Origin of the sequence: Chitinophaga niastensis, assembly GCF_003014755.1 — a bacterium.
Taxonomy (GTDB): domain Bacteria; phylum Bacteroidota; class Bacteroidia; order Chitinophagales; family Chitinophagaceae; genus Chitinophaga; species Chitinophaga niastensis.
Window position 1 is genome coordinate 245,409 of record NZ_PYAW01000001.1, and the last position, 15,975, is coordinate 261,383.

Genomic DNA, 15,975 nt, shown 5'->3' on the forward strand with positions numbered 1-15,975 from the left:
TGAATGGAAAAATTTACATTATAGTTTGCCATATGATTTAAGCAAATCTATTTTAGCAACGATGGCATTAAACAGTGCTGTAAAATAATTATTCTGTGCAGTGAGCAGGTCGTTTTCCGCAGTGGTCATTTCCAGGCTGGAACCTACGCCTTCTCTGTATTTAATTTGAGTGGTATTGTATACGTCCTGTGCCAGTGCCATATTTTTTTCCTGCGATTCCAATGTCAGCACGTTGTTACGGAAAGTAGAGGCAGATTGTTCTCTTTCCAGATCAATGCCCAGTTTCGCATTTTCGATGGCGACTTCACTTTTCTTCACGTTCAGGAAAGCCTGATCTACCTGACGTTTACGCTGCATACCGGAAAAAATGGGAACAGATAAATTCAGCCCGGTATTTACATATCCGTACCACATCTGGGTTTGCAGATAATCAAATGTACTACTGCCCCTGAGTGCGCCGGTAGCACCAAATAACTGCAGGGAAGGCAGTGCTTTCATTTTATATCTTTTCAGATCAAATTCATTTGCTTTTTTCTGTGTTTGCAGCAATTGGTATTCTATACGTTGGGAGTAGTCGAATTTATCCATGTCCAGCACATCAGCAGCAATCCTTTCGGTAGATAGTGTATCCGTTAACGTTATAACCTGTTTCAGTGGCATACCCATCTGGTACTTGAGAGAGGCGGTGCCTAATTCTATCAGGTTTTTAAGTTTGGTTTGTTCTGTCTGCAGATTGGTGAATTGTACTATCAGCCTGTCTACATCCAGTTTTTCCACCAGTCCGTTTTTATATATTTCCTGTGTTTCGCGCAGTATTTTTTCCAGCGAGTTGAGGTTACCGGAGAGAATATTCAATGCTTTATTGGCAGAGAGTACGTTGTAGTACGCTTTGTACACATTGGACTTCACATCTATCTGGGTTTTGGTAACATTTTGGGCTACCAGGTCTTCCAGTGTTTTACGTGCCTGCAAAGCAACGAGTACGCTGGGATCGAAGAGTGTTTGTGTGAGCCTTAGTTCACCGGCCATGTTATGCGGCAACTGAAACGAAACGGTAGTAAAGGAATCTTTCGGCAGGCCGAAGTTCCTCATATTAAACATTTGTTTCTGTGTGATCGGGTTATACTGATAAGATCCTGTTCCGGCAATATTAGGCAGTGCCATCCCGCTGATCTCTTTGTTTTTGGCCAACTGGATCAGCTCGTCCAGTTTAGCAGTTTTAACTGTGCTCTGGTTGGCCAGTGCGTAGTCTACCGCTTCTTTGGCAGACATGCGTATTGGCTCCTGTGTGATAAGCTGCTGGGCGCGGATAGTAGTGGCCAATGATAGCAGCCACACCGTTAAAGCCATGCTGGTGAGCCTTTTGATTGATAGCATAGTATTATTTATTTTGCGATAGTTGTTTATATTTTTCAATGAGTTTGTATCCTTTTGACGAAGCCACTCCATATAAAAAATTCTCCAGCAACACTCTCTGCACTTTGTTCATATCAAATGTACCCGGAAAAAGTTCCTGCTGAAAACACAACATGCAGGCATGTATGCGGTATTGCGTCAAAATCCTGATATCCAGATCAGGCCGGTATAATCCTTCTTTGATGCCGCGTTCCATATTTTCACGAATCATGGTGGCGAGCATATTATTCTGGTAATCGAGAAATACCTGGTATGCTTTGGAATGGAATTTTTGCAGGTCCAGCATGATTACGGGGTTCATGTTACGTAACCGGCGGTCCAGCATTTCCATTACCAGGAAAAGTTCCTCTATAGCATCTTTTGATTTATTGCGGTCGGTGATACATTCTTCATTTACGATGGCAATGAACCGGGTGATGGTTTGACATACCATGTCATCCTTATCGGTGAAATGGGCATACAATGTTTTTTTGGAGATACCCATTCGTTCGGCGATGTCGTCCATGGTAATGGATCTGGTACCATATTGACGAAACAGGCCGAAAGCCGTGTCCATTATGCGTTCTTGTACTTCCATAAGATTTACCGCAATAATAACTTTGGTTATGAGACACAAAACTATGGAAACTTTCCAAACTTCCAAAGTTTCCAGTAATATTTTTTTGCATGTGGCAACATCGATATTCCGGGGGAAATAGCGTGCGCGAGGTAACATTCGTATAGGTCAGCTTTATTGTATAATTTGCATGCCGAAACGTAAACTTGATTCTAAACTTCGCATATCTGCATCCGGGTAAATGCCGGAACACAGCTGCACATTCTTCTATATACCATGTCTCCAAAACTTAGATTTAAAGTATTTATGTCGCGTTTACTGCGGTATTTCTTCCAGGGATTGCTGATACTGGCACCCATAGGTATTACCGCGCTCACGTTGTACTGGGCCTTTATGACCATCGATAATATTATTCCTAAAGAATTAATTCCTGCTGATGCTGCCTTTAGTTTTTTGAAATATAAAGGAGTAGGATTTGTGTTGGTATTATTATTAGTAATTGTGGTAGGATATCTGAGTTCATCCTTCATCATCGGGCGCATTTTTGATCTGTTTGATCACTTGCTGGAACGTACTCCTTTTATCAAATATATTTACACTTCTATCAAGGATGTATTTGATGCATTTGTGGGAGAAAAAAAGAAATTTGATCACCCGGTATTAGTACAGATCTATGGTGTAGATGTTTGGGAGATGGGATTTATTACACAGGTAGATGTTGCTAATTTTGGGTTAGAAGGTTATATGGCTGTATATGTGCCGCATGCTTATGCCATTACCGGCAAAGTGTTTATGGTGCCTAAAGACAGGGTTAAAGCCCTGACGAACATTTCTGCCGGAGAGGCGATGAAATTTGCAGTGAGTGGTGGCGTAACCAACATTTAATTAATTATTTATTCGTGTAGCTGTTTTGATACTTGATTTTCATATTGATCATTTAATATCAAAATAGCTACATAAGAAATCACTATATTCGTCTTCCCAAAAATATAGTGACATGTTAACCCGAACCCATATACGAATTTCCGTATCCTTTATTTTCATGATACTGATTTATGCGGATGCCCATGCATGGGGATTTTTTGCGCATCAACGTATCAACCGGCTGGCGGTATTTTGTTTGCCTCCGGAAATGATGTTATTATACAAACCGCACCTGGAATACATTACAACACATGCCACTGATCCGGACAAAAGAAGATATGCAGTAGCGGCTGAAGGTGCCCGGCATTTCATTGATATTGACTTGTTTGACAAACCACCTTACCAGCATATTCCGCGCAACTGGACGGATGCGTTGACCAAATACAGCGCCGATTCGCTCAACCGCAACGGCATCCTGCCCTGGCACCTGGAAAAGATGCTGGCATTGCTCACCAAAGCTTTCCGGGAAAAAGACCAGCAGCACATATTACAGCTATCTGCCGAGTTAGGGCATTATATAGCAGATGCGCATGTACCGCTGCATGCCTGCTCCAATCATAACGGTCAATTTACCGGTCAGCAGGGGATCCATGCGTTATGGGAGTCGCGCATACCGGAACTGGTAGCCGACAGAGAATTTGATTACTGGGCAGGTAAGGCGATGTACATTGCCGAACCCCGGAAATACATCTGGCAAATTATTACGATAAGCGGGATGGAAGCAGATACTGTGCTCACTTATGAAAAGCGGCTAAGCAGCCAATTCCCTCCGGCCCAACGGTTTGCGTATGAAAACCGGAATGGTTTACTCGTGCGTACCTACGCAGATGGTTACACGAACGCCTATCGCTTATCTATGGGTGATATGGTAGAACGGAGAATGAAAAACGCTATTGAAGCAGTGGCTGCATGCTGGTATACTGCATGGGTGAATGCAGGACAACCTTCTTTACAGGACCTGACCCACACAGCGCTTACTCCGGCAGAGTTACAGGAATTTGAAAAGCTGCAACAGCAGTGGATACAGGGCAAACTGTTGGGAAGAGAGGAGTAAATCCCTTAAAATATTTATGGCAATACTTAATAATTAGAAAAGAAATTTTATCTTTGCGCATACCATCTTTTAACCTGTCCTACACCACACACGCCTTACTGGTTTTAAAACACCCGTGCCGTTTTTTTTCCGTTTCCTTAGAAAAACCAAAACAAAGTGGAAAGATCAAAAAATGAATTTAATCTGAATCGCAACATGAAGGTGCATAATTTTAACGCAGGTCCTTCTGTATTACCCAACGAGGTATTGTACAAAGCCAGCAAAGCCCTGATCGACTTTGAAGGTTCGGGGATGTCTATACTGGAAATTGGCCACAGAACGGCACCGTTTATAGCGGTAATGGATGAGGCGCGCAACCTGGTGAGGGAATTGATGCAGCTTGATGACGACTTTGAAGTGCTCTTTTTACATGGCGGAGCCACCACACAGTTTATGCAGGTGCCGATGAATCTGCTGGAAAGCAGTGAAACTGCCGCTTATGCAGATACCGGCGTATGGTCCAACAAAGCCATCAAAGAAGCAAAATTGTTTGGCTACGTAGACGTAGTAGCAAGCTCCAAGGAAAGCAACTACAACCACATCCCTAAACAATTTACCATTCCGCCCCAGGCCAGTTACCTGCACATTACCACTAACAATACCATCTATGGTACACAGTGGCATATGACGCCCGTAACCGACGTTCCGCTGGTAGCAGATATGAGCAGTGACATCATGAGCCGCAGCATGGACTTTAACAAGTACTCGCTGATATATGCCGGTGTACAGAAAAACATGGGCGCCGCAGGTGCTACCATGGTAGCTATACGCAAAAGCATGTTAGGTAAAGTATCGCGCAAAATACCATCCATACTGGACTACAGGAATCATATAGAAAATGGTTCTATGTTGAACACCCCTCCTGTATTTGCTGTGTACATTTCCATGCTGACGCTTCGCTGGCTCAAAGACCAGGGAGGTATTCCTGCCATTGAAAAAATCAATGACAAGAAAGCAGCATTCCTGTACGACGAAATTGACCACAATCCACTGTTCCGTGGAACGGTGGCCAAGGAAGATCGTAGCAAAATGAACGCCTGCTTCATTATGGATAAACCCGATATGGAAGAAGAGTTCCTGAAGTTCTGTAAGAAAGAAGATATTGTAGGTATCAAAGGACACCGGCTTTCCGGCGGATTCCGTGTATCTATGTATAATGCACTGCCTTATGAAAGCGTAGAAGTAATGGTGGAAGCCATGAAATATTTCAGCCTCAAGAAAGCATAAAGAGCTGTATTATTAATATCAGCCGTTAGCTTTTAGCATATAGAAAAAGAAGATTGTTTTATTTGGGTAACTGAATAGGGCAATCTTCTTTTTCTATATGCTAAAAGATATCAGCTAAAAGCTTATTTTCATATTTTTACCCCACACTCACACAATTTTTATCATGGCTATCATCAGACCTTTTAATGGACTAAGGCCCAAGGAAGAATTGGCGGCAAAAGTAGCTGCAAGGCCTTATGACGTACTCAGCTCGGAAGAAGCAAAAGCAGCTGCATCCGGGAATCCGTATTCATATTATCGTGTGTCAAAATCTGAAATAGATTTACCGGAAGGTATTGATACACACAGTCAACAGGTATATGACAAGGCAGCAGAGAACCTGCATCGCCTGGTACAGGAAGGCACCTTGTTTCCCGATGTACAACCTTCTTATTATATCTACAAACTGGTAATGAATGGCCGTGCCCAAACAGGCCTGGTATGCGTTTCATCTGTAGCTGATTACAACAACGGCATTATTAAGAAACATGAGTTTACGCGCCCGGACAAGGAACTGGATCGCATCAACCATATTAAAACCACCAAAGCCCAAACAGGCAACGTATTCCTGGCTTACAATGATGTACCGGAAGTAAATGCCCTGATTGATCACTGGCAGGAACATAATAAACCAGTATATGATTTCACTGCAGAAGATGGCATTCAACATACCATCTGGGTGGTAAATACACCTTCGGCAGTACAGGATATCACTTCCCTGTTTGCCGAAAAAGTACCCTGCACATATATCGCAGACGGGCATCACCGTGCTGCTTCCGCCAGCCTGGTACAAAAAGAATTCCAGGCAGCAGGAAAGATCACTTCCGTAGAAAATCCGGTGAATTACTTCCTCACCACCATTTTCCCGGCCAGCCAGTTAGCTATCCTTGATTATAACCGTGTTGTAAAAGACCTTAACGGCCTGAGCAAAGCAGCGTTGTTATCCCGCCTGGATTACGACTTTACAGTAGAAGAAACCGGCCACCAACCGCAACAGCCATCCATGTTACACGAATTCAGCATGTACCTGGACGGCAAGTGGTATCGCCTCGTGGCCAAGGAAGGCACCTATACCACTGATCCTATCGGCATCCTGGACGTAACCATCCTTTCCAACAATATCCTGGACAAACTGCTCGGTATCAAGGATCAACGCACCGATAAGCGTATCGACTTTGTAGGTGGTATCCGTGGATTAGGAGAACTGGTAAAACGCGTAGACAGCGGCGAAATGCAGGTTGCTTTTGCCCTTTATCCGGTTACTATTCAACAGCTGTTCGATATTGCAGACAGTGGCAATGTAATGCCGCCCAAGAGCACCTGGTTTGAGCCCAAACTGCGTGATGGTTTGATTACACATATTATTTAATATTTACAGATCCCCTGGCATGCAGCAGTCAGGGGATTTATTTTGCTTTTAAATCTATCATCTCCCCTATCTTATGCAAATACAGGATCAACCTGAAACTATATTCGATAACTACGAGCTGCCTGAAACAAAAAAATCCTACCCAAACCTGTTACAGGCCTGGTTATGGATTCCTGTCGTGCTGATTATCAATGTCAGCTTTGCAATAATATTGGGATTAATGTGCAGTTTTTTTTGGAAGGCAGCCGCGACTTCACTTGTAATAAACTTTTCTCTTATTACAGTTTGTAGTGAAATAACTTTTTTACTGTTTAGTTACTACTTCATGAAACTCAGGTCGGAGCCAGATTACCGGCCATCATTCCGTTTACCAGCGCTTCCGGTTGTACTGATACTAATAGTGATAACACCAGCATTCTATATAATTCTACAGGCATTTAGCGAAATCCTTCCCTTTGAGATGCCCCAATACGCCATCAACTACCTTAAAAGTACTTTGCAATATCCACTGGTTTATATTGGTATTATAATGATATTTTCATCTGTAGTAGAGGAGGTAATATTCAGGGGCGTCTTACTTGACGGGCTCTTAAAAAACAGAAACACTTTCTCAGCTATTCTTCAAAGTTCACTAATTATTGGGATTATGTATATGTCCCCCGCTATTGCTATACCCAATTTCCTTACTGCCATTTTTATGGGATGGCTCTATTATCACCTGCGTTCCGTGTCTGGCGGCATATTGACCCGCATGCTTTTCAATCTTACTGCATTGGTTATTTTCCAGTATAGTAATGGTGATCAATTCCTGAGCATAGCGCCCCTTTGCCATAACAGCCTGGATTATAAACTGATAGTAGCAGCCATGACGCTCATATTTGCGGCAGGCATTATCTATTTACAATATTATTTCACCAGACATACCGCTCTCTCAAATAAAACAATTAACTAATATAAAACCTTTATTTATTTCCTCCCGGCACTCATCGATTGATCTGTGGGACATAACCTCATTTTCCTTACTTTTACAACAAACGACAGACAGGAATGCATATGAGGTCTTCTTTATTGAAAACATTTTTAGTTGCGGGAGTTTTATTTTCACAGGTGGTAGTAGCGCAGGATGCTAAGGAGCTGTACAATACAGCCTCCGGCTTCATTCGCAGTGGCGACTATTCAAATGCGTTACTGGTGCTGAACCAGGCTTTGCAACTGGAACCGGATAATTTTGAGTATAAAAAGCAGCTGGGCTTCACTTATTATCTGAAAGGAGATCTTAACAAAGCCAAAAGTGTGATAGAGCCTTTGCTAAGCAGCAAAGAAGCAGATGTGCAGGTATTTCAGATTGCCGGCAATATTTATGTAGCGAGAGAGGAATGGAAAACGGCACAGCGCATGTATGAGCGTGCTATCAGAAAATTTCCCAACAGCGGTGAACTGTATAATGATAACGGTACGTTGCTGATGAACTTTAAGATGTACGATGGTGCGTTACGCAGCTGGATTAAAGGTATTGAACAGGACCCCGGATTTCCAGGTAACTATTACAATGCCGTTAAAACCTACGATTTCAGTAATAACCCGTTGTGGTGCATTTTATATGGCGAAACTTTTATGAATATGGAAAGCTTCACTACGCGTACAGCAGAAGTGAGGAACATATTACTGGAGTCTTATAAGAAATTATTTAATGATCCGTCGCTGTTCGAAAGCATGGTTCCGGAAGATGATAAGAGAAGCAAAAAAAGTAAAAGCGGTAACAGTGATTTTGTACAGGCTTTTAAAGCCAGCATGGGCAAACAGATCAGCGTAGTTACCGGTGGCATTGATCCTGATGTACTGATTATGGTACGCACACGCTTTTTGCTGGACTGGTTTAATTTTTACGATTCGAAATATCCGTATGCCCTTTTCGATTTTCAACGCAACCTGTTGCGGGAGGGCATGTTTGAATCCTACAATCAATGGTTGTTTGGCCCTGCGGCCAACCAGGCCAATTACAGAGCATGGGTAGGATTACACAAAGAAGATTATGATACTTTCCTGAAATTCCAACGTAACCATCCATTGAAGCCGAGACCTGATGAATATTATAACGACGGGAAGTTTACGCTGATTAATTCGGGATATTAAATATTTAGAAATTTTTTGATTTACAGCTGTAGTGGTTTCGTTTCAGTAATGTATCTTTCATTGAAACAAAATTGCTACAACTGTGAATCCGTAAATCTCAAAATCTGAATATGCTCGTCACTAAACACCAAAACACTATTGACAACGCTGTAAAAGCGAACCACGAAAGAACTTTCTATTCGCAATACCCTGAGCATCCCAAGGCTTACGGTGAAGACGCCCATGCGAAGGGCGTGCAGAGCTATCAGCAAATGCTCAACAAACCCTTCAAACAATTACTGCAAACCGGTGAAACCGGCTGGATCGGAGAAGAAGTGTCACCCTATACCCGCGAAGTACTGGGCGTTACTTATCCTTCCTTTACTGTAAATGATTTGCTGAAAAAAGCCGCGGTAGCAGGTAAAGGCTGGGCCAACACACCCGTAGCAGAAAGAGCTGGTATATTAACAGAAACGCTGGAACGCATTAAGGACTTCTTTTTTGATATTGCCAATGCCACCATGCATACCACCGGCCAAAGCTTTATGATGAGCTTTCAGGCTTCCGGTCCGCATGCCAACGACAGGGCACTGGAGGCCATTGCCACCGGCTATCATGAGCTGAAGCGTTATCCGTCACAACTGTTATGGGAAAAGCCAATGGGTAAAACCAGCATCAAGCTGGAGAAAACCTTCAAAGCTATTCCTAAAGGCACCGGTGTGGTGATTGGCTGCTCTACTTTTCCGGTATGGAATACCCTGCCGGGTGTATACGCAGACCTGATTACCGGCAACCCGGTAATCGTAAAACCACATCCGAAAGCAATTCTTCCTATAGCCATTGCCGTTAGTGCTATTCAGCAAACATTACAGGACAACGGATACGATCCGAACCTGTGCCAGCTGGCAGCAGACAGCTCTGAGCAACTGATTGCCAAAGAACTGTGTGAACATCCTGATGTACGCCTGATAGACTATACCGGCGGCAGCACCTTCGGAAATTATGTAGAATCATTACCCGGCAAAACGGTATTCACGGAAAAAGCAGGCGTGAACTCTGTGATACTGGACAGTGTAAAAGACCTCGATGCCGTTATTCAGAACCTCGCATTTTCCGTTAGTCTGTATTCCGGTCAGATGTGCACTGCCCCACAGAACTTCTTCATTCCTGAACAGGGCGTAACCACTGACAATGGACAGGTAAGCTTTAATGATGTAGTACAAAAATTCAAAGATGCCATTGTTGCCCTGGTGAATCATCCTAAAATGGGAGCAGGTACATTAGGCGCCATACAAAATGAAAATACACTCACGCGCGCCAAAGAAGCACATCAGCTGGGTGGAAAAGTAATACTTGAAGGAACGCCGGTAGTGAATGAAGAATATGGAAACGCCAGGGTATGTGCTCCTACTGTATTAGAGGTAAGCAGTGCAGATAATAATATTTATGAGAAAGAACTCTTTGGTCCGGTAGTATTAATTATCAAGACCAGGGATACTGATCATACCATACAACTGGCTAAACAGATGGCATTAAAATACGGTGCCATCACCTGTGGTGCTTATACTACAGATGCCGCCGTTAAAGAAAAGATAGCAGAAGAGATGAACAATGTGTTTACACCTGTTTCATTTAACCTGACTGGTTTTATATGGGTAAATCAGCACGCCGCATTTTCCGACTTCCATGTTACGGGAGGCAATCCTGCAGGCAATGCCAGCTTTACCAACCAGGAATTTATTGTAAAACGATTTGTATGGGTAGGCAACCGGGAGCTCGTTGAATAGTCTAACATATCAGCAAGCGTCCCGCCCTAACGGGACGCTTGCTTTATAAAGCACCTGTATATTTATGAGAAAACTGCTATGGGTCATATTCGTTTTTACCTGCTATGCCACTGCATGTGAGCAGGCTCCGAAGGCAGACAAAGCCAAGGTAACCGATGCACAAACTGTGCACGCGGGTACCGGCAATGCCTATCTGCCGGATACTGCTGTAAGCCTGGTAGAATGGGTAGGGACAAAACCCACCGGCAAACATCATGGATCACTGAAACTGGCTGGCGGAGCCATCTATGTAAAAGACAGTGTGATCACCGGCGGAGAGTTCATCCTTAACATGAACTCTCTCCAGGATATTGACCTGGTAGCAGATACTGCGATGAAAAACAAACTGGAGAATGAGCTGAAAGGCGATATGTTCTTTTATGTAAAAAAATATCCCACTGCCACTTTTGAAATAACCAGTGTAATGCCTTTCCATCCTACTGTTGATGAAGAGGTGTCGTTTAAAGGTGCTACCCATATTATTAAAGGCAATCTTACCTTAAAAGCCATTACCAAAAATATTTCCTTTCCCGCCAGAATTGTCATTGGTGATAACAACATCACTGCTGTGGCCAACTTCAACATTGACCGTACCCAATGGGGTATTAGCTACCGGGCAGACAAATCGCTACAGGACAAGCTCATCAACTCACAGGTGAATATAGGATTCAATATCAGCGCAAAACGATAAGTCTGCTTTTTTCGTTTTTTTCTACGTGAAGCCAATAAAATATTTTAAATTTAGTACAACCTCTATCACGTAAAAAACTGATTTCAATGGAAACAACTCAAGAAAGAGATGATCGACTTTGGCGTATTGCAAAAGCCAGAGCCGGATTCAAATCACATCTTATCATATACCTCGTAATAAATATGGGCTTATGGGCCGTATGGTTTCTGACAGACAGCGATAAAACCAATGGCACACCATGGCCGGTATGGCCGGCATTGGGCTGGGGAATCGCACTGGCTTTTCAATATTTCAGCGCTTATCACAAAGACCCGTTCGGTGATACCCTGAAAGAATATGAAAAACTAAAAGAGCAACAACAGACCCGTATTTGAGCCAAAACAAAATTACAGCAGCATGATGGACCAACCGCAGCGACTATTTGACGTGATTACCTACCAACTGGAAAACTACCCCAAACAGGATATGTTAGCCGGCAAGGAAAACGGACAATGGAAGAAATATAGTACAAAAGAAGTAGCGGACATCACCCTTAAATTCAGTTCTGGTTTGCTAAAACTGGGTATCAGGGCGGGTATTACGCATAATGAAGAGAAAGATAAAATCGCTGTTATATCTCCCAACAGACCAGAATGGTTATTGACTGACCTGGCTTGTCAGCAGCTGGGGGCTGTGCTTACTCCCATCTATCCTACTATCAGTGAACACGAACTTGCCTACGTACTCAACGATGCAGAAGCACGTATCCTCTTTGTAAGTGATAAAGAGCTACTGGACAAAGTAGTGGCGATGCGCGACAAATTTCCTACCATCCGCGAAATATTCACCTTTAACAAGGTAGAAGGCGCACGGCATTGGACTGAAGTACTGGAACTGGCCCAGGAAGAAGATTTCGTCAGGATAAAAGAAGTCAGCAAAAACATCTCTCCCGATGAACTCGTAACTATTATTTATACTTCAGGCACAACAGGTACTCCAAAAGGGGTTATGCTCAGTCATCATAACATCATGAGCAATGTACTTGCCTGTAAACCTTACCTGCCTGTAAACAAAGACGCCAAAGCACTCAGTTTCCTGCCATTGAATCACATCTTTGAGAGAATGGTCACCTACCTGTACCTGACTTCAGGCGTGCCCATTTACTATGCAGAAAGTATGGATACTATCGGCGACAACCTGAAAGAGGTAAAGCCTACTATTTTCACCACTGTACCACGACTACTGGAAAAAGTGTATGAACGTATAATGACTACGGGTCTTGAACTCAAAGGCATTAAACGGGCCTTGTTTTTCTGGGCGGTAGACATTGGCAAAAGATATGAAATCAACAAAGACCAGGGTGCCTGGTACAATCTGCAGCTCAAGCTGGCTAATAAGCTGGTATTCAGCAAATGGCGCGCAGCATTGGGTGGTAATATCCAGGCCATCGTTAATGGTGCCGCAGCCTGCCAGGTGCGTCTCCTGAAGATATTCACTGCCGGCGGTATTCCTATCATGGAAGGGTATGGCTTAACGGAAACGTCGCCAGTGATCAGTGTTAACCGCTATACAGTGGAAGATCGTATGTTTGGCACCGTAGGACCCATCATCAGTAATGTACAGGTAAAACTGGCAGAAGATGGAGAAATCCTATGCAAAGGCCCTAACGTTACCATTGGCTACTATAAACGTCCGGATCTCACTGCCGATGCCATTAAGGATGGCTGGTTCCATACCGGCGACATAGGCGTACTGATAGATAATAAATTTCTGAAGATAACAGATCGAAAAAAAGAATTATTCAAAACTTCCGGTGGCAAGTTTGTAGCGCCGCAACCTATTGAAAACAAATTCAAGGAATCACCCTTTATTGAGCAGATCATGATTGTGGGTGAAGACCGGAAATTTACTGCAGCACTGATAGTTCCATCATTTGGTAATTTGCGCAACTGGGCCCAGAAACACGACATTGCTGCCAATTCCAATGAAGAACTGCTGAAAAATGCGGAAGTATTAGAACTCTTCAAACAAGCAGTAGATAAATACAACCAATTTTTCAGCCACATTGAACAAGTGAAAAAATTTGTCCTCCTCCCCCATGAATGGACTGTTGATGGCGGAGAACTCACCCCTACACTAAAAGCAAAGCGTAAGGTGATCCTGGAGAAATTCAAAAATGAAATTGCTGGTATCTATGCCCCTGCCAATGGCAAAGTAGATATAGAAAGTCTTTAAATATTAATTTAAAACCCTTACTTTTGCCACCCGATCCCCGATTTGGGGTGCCGGAATGGTCCCGTAGTTCAATGGATAGAATAGAAGTTTCCTAAACTTTAGATACAGGTTCGATCCCTGTCGGGACCACAAAAACGTTTACTCGCCCAAGCTTAGTTTTACTAGGCTTGGGCGTTTTTCATTACTGGACGTGTGTTTCAGAAGAAAGAACGGGAAAAGTAGGTAAAGAGGAATTAAACAGAAATATCCTCAAAACCATTCCCATTTTTCCCCAAGAGTTTCCCCAGCAAAGTAAAACTGTATTGGTTTTGCCACCGGCAAAGACCTGCTACTTTCCCCAAAATGCAATTTTATTTACTAACCCTGTTAGCTCTGTCGTAATGGAAATCAAATTTTATTTAAAAAGACCGAAGGACACAGAAAACACCATTTTCGCTAACATTAGTTATGAGGATGAAACACTCCGATACTACCTATCGGAACGAATACCAACCGCTTGCTGGAACAAGGAGACTTTCAAAAAACCTATAAGCGGGTAATTGATTTTGATACCATTGATACTAAATTCAGGTTTTCGGGCATTGCTCATCTGTTGTATATTTCCCTTTGGCGTTCTTTGCAAAAACAAAGGAGAAAAAGTTGGTTCTGTATATAGGTGATTTATAAGGTAAAGTATCGTGAATATCTTTCAGGTTATGAATTGTAAATTCAGTTTTCACATCTATCTTATCAATGGGCAATCCCAGATAAATGTATTGATCCAGAAGTTTGTTGAAGACCAATTTTTCTGCTGATGGCTTTTTTTGCATATGCTTTTTTTGGACTGATATGCGCTTAACCTGCAAAGCGCGTTTCCAAATTTAGCAATAAAAAGTTTCCTTTGGGGCAGCAATGCTAACACTTTCTACTAGCTTTTATAAATAGCCGGTCAGTTAAAGATGGGATATTTTGAGCTTATAATAAGTAACCATTCCTCCGTCAGTACTACTATTTCCCACAGCCTGTACGTAATCTCCTGCAGAAAAATGAACGGTTTGTTTCGCCCAGGCACTTGGGATTGGGGCAGACCATTGCTCAGAGCCAGCACCCGGTGCCGTAACAGTGAAATTAATACGCTGTGCATCTGCATGAATAGAATAGGAAATTTTCGCATTCATTGCTACATTTTGCAATAGCACTATATGTTGCATTCCCACATCTCCGCGGGGAGTGTTCTTAACGTAAGCCGTAATGGTGCCGGCTCTTGCAACAAGCATTACAAAAGCGACGGCTTTATAATTTCCACCACCGTGTAATTGAGCAATAATAATCGTTTTTGTTGTAGCCGGATATTTATTAATTGCAACTATTCCCTCCAGTGTTGCGGTTTTACCAAGATTCCAGTTATAAGATTCTGTTAGTTCGGTGCGCGGATGATCTGATCCAAATCCTGCTCCAGGCGTAGTAGTAGCACCGTTGATAGGACACCAGAAAGTCACGCCGCCACCTTCCGCGCTATGAAAATATTTAGAAGTATAGCCCGCTAATAGTGCCGTATTGGAGATTTGAATAGCCTTTTTTCCTATACCTTCCTGGTTATTGCTATTGACCGGTAGTATAAGATACCAGGGGTGCAAATCCAATACAGTACCCGGAAGTCCTTGCGCAGCTGAGGGAGGAGATGCTACCGAATGTTTTTTGCAGCTGGTCAACACACAAATCATTATTACAGCGTAAAGAAAAATTGCTCGTTTCATTGTTTCTTATATAGGCTACCATACAGTCTGAAAACTCCGGTAATGATAAAAAATTAATTTAATCTTATCAGGTCTTTTTTCATTGTTTCCGGCACATCTTTAATATCAATAATGGTTAAAGCAGGTGTAACGCTGGTAGCCCCTACCTGTTCCAGAGAGGCATAAACTGCACGTTCGCTGATCTTCCACATGGCCCCGGTTAAAGGATCTACTATCAGCATACCAATAACGCCACCAAAGAAGATGTTTCCAAAATACCAGCCATTAAGTTTAGCACTTACGATGATCTCTTTTGTTGTATAACCATCCATAGAGATCTTCACTTTATACCTTGCATTTGAAAAGAATCCATTTTTGGATTTCAGGATAATATCAGCCGGAGTAATGCCACTGAATACTTCTATCCCTTTTTTGTTAACAACAGTAACATTTGCACTCTTGGGGGTACTCCTGATATTGAGAGGATATTTATTTTTGGATACAATAGACGCACATCCGGAAAATAAAATAATAACAGGAATTAAAAAACAGATTCTCTTAGCAAAGAATGCTCTCATAGATAAATATTTATAGGCAATAAACAGGTTGATGTTGATTCGGTGTGCAGTTATTATTAATTACGCTTAATTGGTTATTCCCGGATTTATCATTTGCTAAACGACATAGGTATTATATTAGTTATCTGTTAAAAATAATATTTTTTTGCACAAAGCGCATGTTACTTCTATCTTGATAACTTTACAATCTCTACAGGATGCTTTAATCAGGCTGT

The 15,975-nt window shown here is 42.5% G+C and carries 15 protein-coding genes and 1 tRNA gene; 11 read left to right on the forward strand and 5 right to left on the reverse strand.

Features of this window, described 5'->3' with window-relative positions; translation table 11 throughout:
* Window positions 1-18: 18 nt before the first annotated feature.
* Window positions 19-1,377: a TolC family protein gene (locus CLV51_RS00990; protein WP_158266899.1), complete on the reverse strand. Its 1,359-nt coding sequence runs from the start codon at window positions 1,375-1,377 to the stop codon at window positions 19-21.
* Window positions 1,378-1,381: 4 nt separating this feature from the next.
* Complete coding sequence (locus tag CLV51_RS00995; protein WP_158266900.1) at window positions 1,382-1,993, reverse strand: TetR/AcrR family transcriptional regulator; 612 nt, start codon at window positions 1,991-1,993, stop codon at window positions 1,382-1,384.
* Window positions 1,994-2,278: 285 nt separating this feature from the next.
* On the opposite strand from CLV51_RS00995, the gene CLV51_RS01000 reads away from it, so the two are divergent.
* From CLV51_RS01000 to CLV51_RS01050, 11 genes are all read left to right on the forward strand, one after another.
* Entirely contained in the window at window positions 2,279-2,857 is a 579-nt protein-coding gene (locus CLV51_RS01000) for a DUF502 domain-containing protein (protein WP_245898585.1), read from the forward strand.
* 157 nt (window positions 2,858-3,014) lie between these two features.
* A complete protein-coding gene (locus CLV51_RS01005; RefSeq protein WP_106527547.1) occupies window positions 3,015-3,950 on the forward strand; it encodes a zinc dependent phospholipase C family protein in 936 nt (311 codons plus the stop codon).
* Between the two features lie 156 nt (window positions 3,951-4,106).
* The gene (gene serC / locus CLV51_RS01010) at window positions 4,107-5,216 is read left to right on the forward strand and encodes a 3-phosphoserine/phosphohydroxythreonine transaminase (RefSeq protein WP_245898586.1); all 1,110 of its coding nucleotides are present in this window, start codon (window positions 4,107-4,109) and stop codon (window positions 5,214-5,216) included.
* Window positions 5,217-5,379: 163 nt separating this feature from the next.
* On the forward strand, window positions 5,380-6,624 hold the full coding sequence (locus tag CLV51_RS01015; protein WP_106526151.1) for a DUF1015 domain-containing protein: 1,245 nt from the start codon (window positions 5,380-5,382) through the stop codon (window positions 6,622-6,624).
* Between the two features lie 460 nt (window positions 6,625-7,084).
* Window positions 7,085-7,576: a CPBP family intramembrane glutamic endopeptidase gene (locus tag CLV51_RS01020; RefSeq protein ID WP_281261518.1), complete on the forward strand. Its 492-nt coding sequence runs from the start codon at window positions 7,085-7,087 to the stop codon at window positions 7,574-7,576.
* 95 nt (window positions 7,577-7,671) lie between these two features.
* Window positions 7,672-8,757 carry a tetratricopeptide repeat protein gene (locus tag CLV51_RS01025; protein WP_106526153.1) on the forward strand — a complete coding sequence of 362 codons (1,086 nt, stop codon included), beginning with the start codon at window positions 7,672-7,674 and terminating at the stop codon, window positions 8,755-8,757.
* Between the two features lie 110 nt (window positions 8,758-8,867).
* Window positions 8,868-10,523, forward strand: coding sequence for a phenylacetic acid degradation protein PaaN (gene paaN / locus CLV51_RS01030; protein WP_106526154.1), 1,656 nt, complete (start codon window positions 8,868-8,870; stop codon window positions 10,521-10,523).
* A 64-nt stretch (window positions 10,524-10,587) separates the two neighbouring features.
* Window positions 10,588-11,253, forward strand: coding sequence for a YceI family protein (locus CLV51_RS01035; protein WP_106526155.1), 666 nt, complete (start codon window positions 10,588-10,590; stop codon window positions 11,251-11,253).
* Between the two features lie 86 nt (window positions 11,254-11,339).
* Window positions 11,340-11,627 (forward strand): 2TM domain-containing protein, encoded by a 288-nt coding sequence (locus CLV51_RS01040; RefSeq protein WP_106526156.1) that lies wholly within the window; start codon window positions 11,340-11,342, stop codon window positions 11,625-11,627.
* A 22-nt stretch (window positions 11,628-11,649) separates the two neighbouring features.
* Entirely contained in the window at window positions 11,650-13,467 is a 1,818-nt protein-coding gene (locus tag CLV51_RS01045) for an AMP-dependent synthetase/ligase (protein WP_245898587.1), read from the forward strand.
* A 57-nt stretch (window positions 13,468-13,524) separates the two neighbouring features.
* Window positions 13,525-13,596, forward strand: a tRNA-Arg gene (locus CLV51_RS01050).
* Window positions 13,597-14,033: 437 nt separating this feature from the next.
* On the opposite strand, the gene CLV51_RS01060 is transcribed toward CLV51_RS01050, so the two are convergent.
* From CLV51_RS01060 to CLV51_RS01070, 3 genes are all read right to left on the reverse strand, one after another.
* Window positions 14,034-14,276: a hypothetical protein gene (locus CLV51_RS01060; RefSeq protein WP_106526158.1), complete on the reverse strand. Its 243-nt coding sequence runs from the start codon at window positions 14,274-14,276 to the stop codon at window positions 14,034-14,036.
* A gap of 123 nt (window positions 14,277-14,399) precedes the next feature.
* Window positions 14,400-15,203, reverse strand: a complete 804-nt coding sequence (locus CLV51_RS01065) for a polysaccharide lyase family 7 protein (RefSeq protein ID WP_106526159.1) — start codon at window positions 15,201-15,203, stop codon at window positions 14,400-14,402.
* Between the two features lie 53 nt (window positions 15,204-15,256).
* The gene (locus CLV51_RS01070) at window positions 15,257-15,760 is read right to left on the reverse strand and encodes a hypothetical protein (protein ID WP_106526160.1); all 504 of its coding nucleotides are present in this window, start codon (window positions 15,758-15,760) and stop codon (window positions 15,257-15,259) included.
* Window positions 15,761-15,975 lie beyond the last annotated feature (215 nt).

What these genes read in the sequence shown, in the direction of transcription:
- CLV51_RS01035 (WP_106526155.1), top strand. Translation starts at nt 10,588, where the DNA reads ATGAGAAAACTGCTATGGGTCATATTCGTTTTTACCTGCTATGCCACT.
- CLV51_RS01070 (WP_106526160.1), bottom strand. Translation starts at nt 15,760, where the DNA reads ATGAGAGCATTCTTTGCTAAGAGAATCTGTTTTTTAATTCCTGTTATT.
- CLV51_RS01005 (WP_106527547.1), top strand. Translation starts at nt 3,015, where the DNA reads ATGATACTGATTTATGCGGATGCCCATGCATGGGGATTTTTTGCGCAT.
- CLV51_RS01060 (WP_106526158.1), bottom strand. Translation starts at nt 14,276, where the DNA reads ATGCAAAAAAAGCCATCAGCAGAAAAATTGGTCTTCAACAAACTTCTG.
- CLV51_RS01040 (WP_106526156.1), top strand. Translation starts at nt 11,340, where the DNA reads ATGGAAACAACTCAAGAAAGAGATGATCGACTTTGGCGTATTGCAAAA.
- paaN (WP_106526154.1), top strand. Translation starts at nt 8,868, where the DNA reads ATGCTCGTCACTAAACACCAAAACACTATTGACAACGCTGTAAAAGCG.
- CLV51_RS01025 (WP_106526153.1), top strand. Translation starts at nt 7,672, where the DNA reads ATGCATATGAGGTCTTCTTTATTGAAAACATTTTTAGTTGCGGGAGTT.
- CLV51_RS00990 (WP_158266899.1), bottom strand. Translation starts at nt 1,377, where the DNA reads ATGCTATCAATCAAAAGGCTCACCAGCATGGCTTTAACGGTGTGGCTG.
- CLV51_RS00995 (WP_158266900.1), bottom strand. Translation starts at nt 1,993, where the DNA reads ATGGAAGTACAAGAACGCATAATGGACACGGCTTTCGGCCTGTTTCGT.
- CLV51_RS01065 (WP_106526159.1), bottom strand. Translation starts at nt 15,203, where the DNA reads ATGAAACGAGCAATTTTTCTTTACGCTGTAATAATGATTTGTGTGTTG.
- CLV51_RS01045 (WP_245898587.1), top strand. Translation starts at nt 11,650, where the DNA reads ATGATGGACCAACCGCAGCGACTATTTGACGTGATTACCTACCAACTG.
- CLV51_RS01020 (WP_281261518.1), top strand. Translation starts at nt 7,085, where the DNA reads ATGCCCCAATACGCCATCAACTACCTTAAAAGTACTTTGCAATATCCA.
- CLV51_RS01015 (WP_106526151.1), top strand. Translation starts at nt 5,380, where the DNA reads ATGGCTATCATCAGACCTTTTAATGGACTAAGGCCCAAGGAAGAATTG.
- CLV51_RS01000 (WP_245898585.1), top strand. Translation starts at nt 2,279, where the DNA reads ATGTCGCGTTTACTGCGGTATTTCTTCCAGGGATTGCTGATACTGGCA.